This window comes from Salmonella sp. SA14318, from assembly GCF_029866905.1.
Lineage (GTDB): Bacteria > Pseudomonadota > Gammaproteobacteria > Enterobacterales > Enterobacteriaceae > Salmonella > Salmonella enterica.
On sequence record NZ_CP123283.1, the window covers coordinates 20,798 to 29,276 of the forward strand.

The 8,479-nt window shown below is 46.0% G+C and carries 8 protein-coding genes and 2 pseudogenes; 3 read left to right on the plus strand and 7 right to left on the minus strand.

Annotated elements, in window-relative coordinates; translation table 11 throughout:
* Window positions 1-1,446 precede the first annotated feature (1,446 nt).
* From QEN32_RS22600 to QEN32_RS22615, 4 genes and pseudogenes are all read right to left on the minus strand, one after another.
* Window positions 1,447-1,755 (minus strand): annotated as a pseudogene (locus QEN32_RS22600) (replication initiation protein); the annotation flags it as partial.
* A 9-nt stretch (window positions 1,756-1,764) separates the two neighbouring features.
* A protein-coding gene (locus QEN32_RS22605; RefSeq protein WP_103215986.1) for an IS1-like element IS1A family transposase occupies window positions 1,765-2,462 on the minus strand; the annotation gives its coding sequence in 2 pieces (ribosomal slippage) (window positions 1,765-2,213 and window positions 2,213-2,462; 699 coding nt in all).
* Window positions 2,463-2,536: 74 nt separating this feature from the next.
* Window positions 2,537-2,818, minus strand: a complete 282-nt coding sequence (locus tag QEN32_RS22610; RefSeq protein ID WP_000220560.1) for a type II toxin-antitoxin system RelE/ParE family toxin — start codon at window positions 2,816-2,818, stop codon at window positions 2,537-2,539.
* Window positions 2,808-3,059, minus strand: coding sequence for a plasmid stabilization protein (locus tag QEN32_RS22615; protein ID WP_000121743.1), 252 nt, complete (start codon window positions 3,057-3,059; stop codon window positions 2,808-2,810). The genes QEN32_RS22610 and QEN32_RS22615 overlap by 11 nt, the downstream gene beginning before the upstream one ends.
* Window positions 3,060-4,292: 1,233 nt before the next feature.
* Between QEN32_RS22615 and QEN32_RS22620 the strand changes: the two genes are divergently transcribed.
* From QEN32_RS22620 to ddp1, 3 genes and pseudogenes are all read left to right on the plus strand, one after another.
* A complete protein-coding gene (locus QEN32_RS22620; RefSeq protein ID WP_001050931.1) occupies window positions 4,293-5,129 on the plus strand; it encodes a RepB family plasmid replication initiator protein in 837 nt (278 codons plus the stop codon).
* Between the two features lie 39 nt (window positions 5,130-5,168).
* Window positions 5,169-5,615, plus strand: a pseudogene (locus QEN32_RS22625) (hypothetical protein).
* A gap of 136 nt (window positions 5,616-5,751) precedes the next feature.
* Window positions 5,752-6,108, plus strand: a complete 357-nt coding sequence (gene ddp1 / locus QEN32_RS22630; protein ID WP_000456533.1) for a DNA distortion polypeptide 3 — start codon at window positions 5,752-5,754, stop codon at window positions 6,106-6,108.
* Here ddp1 and QEN32_RS22635 read toward each other — a convergent pair.
* The 3 genes from QEN32_RS22635 to QEN32_RS22645 form a co-directional block, all read right to left on the minus strand.
* Window positions 6,105-7,082: a DUF6685 family protein gene (locus tag QEN32_RS22635; RefSeq protein ID WP_024245156.1), complete on the minus strand. Its 978-nt coding sequence runs from the start codon at window positions 7,080-7,082 to the stop codon at window positions 6,105-6,107. The genes ddp1 and QEN32_RS22635 overlap by 4 nt on opposite strands.
* 24 nt (window positions 7,083-7,106) lie before the next feature.
* Entirely contained in the window at window positions 7,107-7,388 is a 282-nt protein-coding gene (locus QEN32_RS22640; RefSeq protein ID WP_001185482.1) for a hypothetical protein, read from the minus strand.
* A gap of 97 nt (window positions 7,389-7,485) precedes the next feature.
* A complete protein-coding gene (locus QEN32_RS22645; RefSeq protein WP_000516402.1) occupies window positions 7,486-8,148 on the minus strand; it encodes a division plane positioning ATPase MipZ in 663 nt (220 codons plus the stop codon).
* Window positions 8,149-8,479: the final 331 nt, after the last annotated feature.

The window sequence follows — 8,479 nt, forward strand, 5'->3', positions numbered from 1 at the left end:
AGAAGTCAAAGTAATCCCTTTTAACCCCGGTGAGCGGGCTTTACGGCGTTTACGACGTAAAGGGCGTGATTTCCGGGGCCTAAGCGGCGGCAGCTTGCTGCTGACGCTTAGGGGGATGTTCATCAACTATTTCAGCGACACCAGGGAACTTAACACGGTAGCTGCAAAGCCCTAATCCCGCTCACCGCCACGCAGCTGCCGTACGTCCCCCACGGGGGTGCGCAGTGCTGCGCGCGGGAACGGCGGCCCGTCTGCGGGACGCGGCGCCGTACTGCGCGTTAGCGGCCGCACGCGGCCGGTTACGGGGGACACTCCGCCATACGACCAGCGACCCGCTGAGCTGCACAATCCACAGATAACACAAGCTACATACATGTCGATATGGGAATCGGCCCACCTTGCCGGGCGCCGGTGCCGTGTGGAAATCCGCCCACCTTGCCGCGCGCCGGTGCCGTGTGGGAATCCGCCCACCTTGCCGCGCGCCGGTGCCGTGTGGGAATCCGCCCACCTTGCCGGGCGCCGGTGCTGTGTGGAAATCCGCCCACCTTGCCGCGCGCCGGTGCCGTGTGGGAATCCGCCCACCTTGCCGCGCGCCGGTGCCGTGTGGGAATCCGCCCACCTTGCCGGGCGCCGGTGCTGTGTGGAAATCCGCCCACCTTACCGGGCGCCGGTGCTGTGTGGAAATCCGCCCATCTTGCCGGGCGCCGGTGCCGTGTGGGAATCCGCCCACCTTGCCGGGCGCCGGTGCTGTGTGGAAATCCGCCCACCTTACCGGGCGCCGGTGCTGTGTGGAAATCCGCCCATCTTGCCGGGCGCCGGTGCCGTGTGGGAATCCGCCCACCTTACCGGGCGCCGGTGCCGTGTGGGAATCCGCCCACCTTACCGGGCGCCGGTGCCGTGTGGGAATCCGCCCACCTTACCGGGCGCCGGTGCTGTGTGGAAATCCGCCCACCTTGCCGCGCGCCGGTGCCGTGTGGGAATCCGCCCACCTTGCCGCGCGCCGGTGCCGTGTGGGAATCCGCCCACCTTGCCGGGCGCCGGTGCTGTGTGGAAATCCGCCCACCTTGCCGCGCGCCGGTGCCGTGTGGGAATCCGCCCACCTTGCCGCGCGCCGGTGCCGTGTGGGAATCCGCCCACCTTGCCGGGCGCCGGTGCTGTGTGGAAATCCGCCCACCTTACCGGGCGCCGGTGCTGTGTGGAAATCCGCCCATCTTGCCGGGCGCCGGTGCCGTGTGGGAATCCGCCCACCTTGCCGGGCGCCGGTGCTGTGTGGAAATCCGCCCACCTTACCGGGCGCCGGTGCTGTGTGGAAATCCGCCCATCTTGCCGGGCGCCGGTGCCGTGTGGGAATCCGCCCACCTTACCGGGCGCCGGTGCTGTGTGGAAATCCGCCCATCTTCATGACAAAAATTTGTCAAATGACAGGCTCATGTGTGCTGATTTATGTCAGACGGGATTTTGCTTATCAATTATTGAGAACAGAAATTTTCCTGAATCATCAATACTATACTTAGCAAGTAAAGGTGTTTTCTCATTTATCTGCTTGAGTGCAGGATCAAGGAAAGATCGTTTCAACTCTGCCAAGTTCTTCTGCTGGGATTCCGGTAAGACGAAACGGTCATTTAACCAAGCATGAGTAGTAACCCATAAGCCTGAAGATTTGAATTGAGCAAGACTTTCATAAAGGCGGATCGTCCGGGGATTTCGAAGACTGCCACAATCGCGGAGCGAGTAGGTGGTGAACTGGTTGGTAATGACTCCAACTTACTGATAGTGTTTTATGTTCAGATAATGCCCGATGACTTTGTCATGCAGCTCCACCGATTTTGAGAACGACAGCGACTTCCGTCCCAGCCGTGCCAGGTGCTGCCTCAGATTCAGGTTATGCCGCTCAATTCGCTGCGTATATCGCTTGCTGATTACGTGCAGCTTTCCCTTCAGGCGGGATTCATACAGCGGCCAGCCATCCGTCATCCATATCACCACGTCAAAGGGTGACAGCAGGCTCATAAGACGCCCCAGCGTCGCCATAGTGCGTTCACCGAATACGTGCGCAACAACCGTCTTCCGGAGCCTGTCATACGCGTAAAACAGCCAGCGCTGGCGCGATTTAGCCCCGACATAGCCCCACTGTTCGTCCATTTCCGCGCAGACGATGACGTCACTGCCCGGCTGTATGCGCGAGGTTACCGACTGCGGCCTGAGTTTTTTAAGTGACGTAAAATCGTGTTGAGGCCAACGCCCATAATGCGGGCTGTTGCCCGGCATCCAACGCCATTCATGGCCATATCAATGATTTTCTGGTGCGTACCGGGTTGAGAAGCGGTGTAAGTGAACTGCAGTTGCCATGTTTTACGGCAGTGAGAGCAGAGATAGCGCTGATGTCCGGCGGTGCTTTTGCCGTTACGCACCACCCCGTCAGTAGCTGAACAGGAGGGACAGCTGATAGAAACAGAAGCCACTGGAGCACCTCAAAAACACCATCATACACTAAATCAGTAAGTTGGCAGCATCACCAATCATTTGATGATTAATCTTAGCGCAAATCTGCGATCTGATAGACTTCGCTGCTTTCCCTTCTTCCAACGGCAATAACGAGTAAAACGACTTTCTCATCAATGACTTGGTATACAAGTCTGTAGCCAGATGCACGAAGTTTGATTTTATAGCGATCAGCATGACCATGTAACCGGGCTGCGGGTACGCGTGGATTTTCCAGCCGTTCTGCCAGTTTCTTTTTGAATTGTTCACGGATGGTGTGGCCGAGTTTCTGCCATTCCTTCAGTGCTCTACGGTCAAAAGCCAGTTCATAGGTCATCCAGGTTAACCTTCACAATTTCCGGGTTTTTCATGCGCTCATCAGCAACAGCGTTTAACTCAGCATCTTCAGCGAGTTCCCGATAGTAGGCGTAAAGTTTTGGTGGAACGCAATAGAACGCCGGTTCGTTTCGGTTCAGGATCGCAACAGCGTCCCCTTCACCTTCAGCTACGGTTCCCATAGGATTTTTTTTCAGGTCAGTAATACTGGCCGCTGTAGTTGTCAGAATTTGATAGCTCATAAGCCCTCCGCTTGTCTCATTGGCATAATAGCATCTTTAAAAGCACTCTTAAAAGTGCTTATGTTGAGAAAAACATCAGAACAGGTGAGATATGGCTCTTTCCGACATCGCCTTAAAACGCTCTGTAACGCGTTCTGAGCGTTTTTTCCCGTTTCGTTGTAGTCAGCTACGGTTTAACGGTTTTTAACGCCGCTCAACGCTTTTTAGCGGCCTTGTTGCTGTGATCTGTTGCCATGATCCGGATAGGAGTTCAATCTTGATCAAAATTTCCTCAAGGCAACGACTGTTTTGTAAATACCCTCTAAAACGCGCTGTATCGCATTCTGAGCGATTTTTTCGATTTCGCATGGTTTCACCATGGTTGTATCGAACGAAGCGGCAGAAAGCGATTCAGGGCTTCTCAGTGAAAGATCCAAAAAGGATCAATCAACGGATCGTATGAGCTGAACTCTTCTGGTTTTGAGAAAGGAGACACCGCTCGCCGCAGCCGAACGACCGAGTGTAGCGAGTTAGTGAGCGAGGAAGCGGAATAGCACAGGGATTACATTAGGCACTTACGCACAGTGGTTAAAAAATGAGCATATTGTTTTTATGTGTGGTTGTCTTGGTTCAGAGTGATCTGTCCTCCGGGTTTACGCAAAGTTATCCACAGGCGCTGTGAATTTTTTGTTTTGAGCAGAGTTATCCACAGATTTTTTGTGTTTTTTTGCTTATTAAACTTCTTGTTTTTAAGATCTTAAATGTAGATCGGTAGATCTACTTTAAGATCTTTAACTTACTTTAACTTATTCTGCAAACATTGTGCCAGCTTTTTTATCAATAATTTCATTAAGATAGGTGTTGTTTTTTGTCGCCTCAAAATGAAAGGTGGATGGGTACGCACTGAAAGGTGGATGGGTACGCACTGTAATTTTCATGAAAGGTGGATGGCTGCGCACTGAAAGGTGGATGGGTACGCACTGAAAGGTGGATGGGTACGCATTTTTCTGTTTTTATTCAGATATTCGTATCTTTGTATCTTCATTTCTTTAGTTCTTTATAGTGCTCTAATTTAACGTATGACGTTAAAAGGTGGATACCTGCGCATTTCTATCATATTGAATATAAATGATAAAAATTCTTTCATGTGATCCGTGTTTTGGTGGAAATACATAAGGTGGATAAACCACTTTACATATTTCCGCCTTTGTGGTTATGATTTCACCATCAGAACTTAAAAACCACAGGTAATGTATGAACTTACTGAGCGTTACAAAGAAAACAAAAATTCGCCACAGAAATGAAATTAACAGCACATTCTCATCGTTGCCTTTGTCTGCCAGAAGAATTTTGTTTATGGCTATGGCGCAGATTGATTCACGTGAAGAGTTATCTGAGGGGGCAACCTTTCGTATTACGGCTCGGGAATATGCATTTATCGCTGATATTGATGTAACAGGTGCTTACCGGCAGTTGAAAGAGGGGGCAGAAGAACTTCAGGCCAGTGTTATTCGCATTCCTCGAAATCAACTTCTCACACCTCAGGGCAATCAAAGCTCTGGACATACGAAGAAGAGAGGTAAATTACCTTCTGATGCAGTCAGGCTTATGAACCTGACTGCGTTTTGTGATTATGTTGAAAGTGAAGGATATATTGATATTGCTTTTTCACATGTCATTGAGCCATATATCACGATGTTAAAGGATTCTTACACTACTCAGGTTTTGATATCGTCTGTAAGACTCGCTGATCAAAATTCAAATATGCTTTATCAGTTTATCAGGAAACAATACAGCAGTGGTAAAAAGACATTTTTCGACATTGAAGTAGATGTATTAAAGGATGAACTTGAATTATTCAGAATAGATAATGGCGAAAAAGTTTACCTTTATCAGAATTTTAAGGATTTTAATAAGGTTTTTCTGCAAAAAAATATTGAAAAAATAAATCAATATACAGAGATTAATCATCTCGAAGTTAAAATCGTTGAGAGAGTCGCAAGAAGAGCATCAAAGCTAAGGTTTTCTTATAAAATAGATAAAGAAAGTGAGGGCTTAGATATCAGAATACCATACGGTTTCAGAGGATAATTGCATAAACTTCGTTTTGAGATCGAAATGAGGTAGCTCATGGCTAAAATCTATCAATTCCCTCAGGGGGAAGAACGTGCTAAATTCAGGAAAGAAATTGCCAGGGAGCGTAAGAAACGTTTTGCAGTGAAAACAGGGAGCACTTTTGTTAAGTGGCTTGGCTGAGGATGGTTTTATCTTCGTCTTCTTGTCGCGAGTGTTTTACATTTTATCTTTGTTTTTGTGTTAGCCATTCTTGGTGCGTTTAAATGGGCTGTATTCTGGCTGGGTGGTATTTTGTGTGTCATCACTTGGTATCATCTCGATCACCAGTTATGGACGCCACAAAATCTGACTATACCGGTGATTACGGCAACCTGGATTTTGGGACTGCTGGCTGAGCCTCTGATGGAGCTGCTCAACAAAACTATGCCTTGGCACAAGTTACTTGTTCCCGAACCTGCGGACGAAAGCACCGAGAACAGTAGCGAGATAAGCCAGCAATGATGCTACTCAGCAGTTATGCCAGTCCCTGCCTTTTCACTGCGATGCAGGATAGGGCAAACGCCGCAAAATGACGTCTCTGACGCCATTCTGCAACGTTTGCCCGGTGACCTACAGTCGGTTCTTGTCGGAGAATTTTATGGAATATCAGGTGAGAGAGTTTATTAACGAAAAATATACTAAGGCTGTTAATATTTTAAAGGATAACCTTAAAGAAAACTACCATGTTTTTTATGGTGTGAGATTAATTGAGATTCTTTTTCCAGCCAGTGAGTATGGCACTGATGCTTTCTTTAAAGAGTTTGAATTAATTAACAGTGTAATACTTCCATTGGTAATCTTTGATTTAACACAACGCAAGCCAATGATGATTATCAGCTTCGATAAGATACTTGATGCCAGTTTGTTGGAAGGAACAAATATTGTGGTTCTTGAATGTATTACCCTCGCTGATCTTCTGACAAATGATAACATTGATTTTTTATATAAAAGCTAAGAATCTCCTTTCAGTTTAAATTTTCTGCTTGGGTCGCCAAGTGTTATTGAGTCTACTTCATGTGAGTAATGAAGTGTATGATAATGTGCTGGATTTTTCAGATAATCAGGGAGTGATATTATTTTTCCGCAGCTAATTGCAGAATGAAACCAGTTGCGGAATGTCTCGCTATTTGTTTTTAATGCATCTTTTGGAATAAATACTAATTTTATGTTGGAAACGTAATTAACAGGTTTAAGTATGGTATGTCTGTTTTGTCCAAAGTCTTTTAAAGCATCTGTAAACTCGTATTCAGATGTATAAATTCTAGTTTCTTTATTAAGGGTTTTGATCTGGAATATGAATGAATAGTAATTCTTATCAAGTATTTCAACAGTGCCTGGGTCTATACTCAGTTGTTTAATAACAGCTTCTCTTTTATACTCTAACCCGTCTCTGACTGATTGATATACAACCATTGCTGCATGATGTGAGCCACCACTGTTTGAAGCTACATATCGGTCAAACCAAGAATAATATTTAACATTAATAGGGGGGCGTGGGGGGAAACCTTCATGCTCAATGTGCCATATATTATCTTTCCAGTCTAAAATATTTTCAGCTTTCAGATTTTCGGCAGGATACATCCCCTCTCCCCAAGAATAAAGATCTTTGAACCAACTACCATTTATTACCTTGCTCCATCCACAACCGAAACTTTTCGAGTCAGTCAGAGATTGTATTTTGTTAAAATCGAAGTCCAGAGAGTGTTTCTTATCTGTAGTTATTAAGTTGCTCAGAATTTCAGCCAGATCCTTGTCAATATATCTCAGTGAGTATTCGCTAAATATATTTTCAAGCTGCAATATGGTGTCTGCATCTGCTGTAGGTTTAAATAACTTAATATCAGCAAGATTTTTAAACGTTGCTGTGGTCAGTTTATGGTGATCTGTCAACCTGTAGAGGTCACAGATCAATTCGGTTAAATATCTCATAGATTTTCATCCATGCTTCTATGGTTAGAATTTTGCAGACTCAAGCAACCAGTGATTCTTTATGTTTTCATCCTGGCTGTTGTACATCGCCAGCGCCGCTTTGAGAACGGTTGTTTTGCTCTGCCCTGTTCTGATAGCTTCAGCTTCCAGTATGTCCTCAAAATGGGCTGAAAGTCTGAAGTTCATCAACTTTGGTTTACCCACTACAGGCGCTCTGGTAGCGCCGGAGATAAAACGCGCGGTTTCTGCGTTTGTTGCTGGTTGCTGAGATTCATCGATGTTCGGACGGTTTAGTTTTAAAGCCATGACAATTTCCCCTTGTACGGTATGCATTAATAGTAAATATCATACTATCTTTATATTATCTTTACAATGTAAAGATTTATAGATGGTATTGATATTACTATAAAATTCCAATTTCCTGCGCCACTAGTTCAATCTGTGCTTTCGCTGTTGAAAGGCTTGATGCCCGGCTAACGTCATGTACCCCTGCCCCTTCATTACAGGCGCTTTCATACACATCCAGCTCGGATATCCGGGTTTTAAGAGGTTGAATCCAGATGTTGTCCGAACGCAGTAATTTATCCAGATCAATGGCCGCTTTTCTGTGGCGGGGTTTCGCTGAGTTGATTCTGGTGAACAGCACCCACGGTTCCAGGGCTGCGTTAGCTTTCTGAGCGGTGCGGATTTTCTCTGTAACACTGGTCAGAGTTTCGCTTTCGAAATCAGAGGACGGCTTAACCAGTGTTACCACGATATCTGATACTGTCAGGGCGCTACGGAACTCCTGGCTGTCGTGGCCGGGGCAATCGACAATGAGGACTTCACACAGCTTACTAAGTCGCTTAATTTCATTGCTGACGTTTCCGTAAGCTGCGTGAACCGGGATAGTGAGTAAGCCGTTATCTGTCCGCTTTTCGTTCCAGCTCAACAGATCGTGGTTTTTATCTGTCTTGAGGATAATTACCGACTTACCTTTATTGACCAGCATTGAGCCTGTGTTAGCCACGTAGGTGCTTTTGCCTACACCACCCTTATCTGATACGACAAGCAAGATTTTACCCATTTCAGAATTCCTCTCTTTATGACGTAAAGATTATGTAAAGACTGTCTTATCTTTACATTGTGTGTTGTTCGTAAAGATTATTTTGTCTTTACAGTGTCTTTATATTACACATGATTTACCATGTAAAGCACAAATAAAGATAAGCTTGTATTTATGTTATCTTTATTGTGTAAAGATTTGTGTGTATTTATAGTGGCTTTACGTGGTAAATCTGAGACCGTCTTTACATCATCTTTATGTTGTAAATTTCTGTGTGACATTGTCACTTTATGGTCGGAGGTCTGTTTTCTGGTTCTTTTTGAGTATGCCTTTTAAATACCACCCATAACGG

What these genes read in the sequence shown, in the direction of transcription:
- QEN32_RS22610 (WP_000220560.1), bottom strand. Translation starts at nt 2,818, where the DNA reads ATGACCTATGAACTGGCTTTTGACCGTAGAGCACTGAAGGAATGGCAG.
- QEN32_RS22615 (WP_000121743.1), bottom strand. Translation starts at nt 3,059, where the DNA reads ATGAGCTATCAAATTCTGACAACTACAGCGGCCAGTATTACTGACCTG.
- QEN32_RS22620 (WP_001050931.1), top strand. Translation starts at nt 4,293, where the DNA reads ATGAACTTACTGAGCGTTACAAAGAAAACAAAAATTCGCCACAGAAAT.
- ddp1 (WP_000456533.1), top strand. Translation starts at nt 5,752, where the DNA reads ATGGAATATCAGGTGAGAGAGTTTATTAACGAAAAATATACTAAGGCT.
- QEN32_RS22635 (WP_024245156.1), bottom strand. Translation starts at nt 7,082, where the DNA reads ATGAGATATTTAACCGAATTGATCTGTGACCTCTACAGGTTGACAGAT.
- QEN32_RS22640 (WP_001185482.1), bottom strand. Translation starts at nt 7,388, where the DNA reads ATGGCTTTAAAACTAAACCGTCCGAACATCGATGAATCTCAGCAACCA.
- QEN32_RS22645 (WP_000516402.1), bottom strand. Translation starts at nt 8,148, where the DNA reads ATGGGTAAAATCTTGCTTGTCGTATCAGATAAGGGTGGTGTAGGCAAA.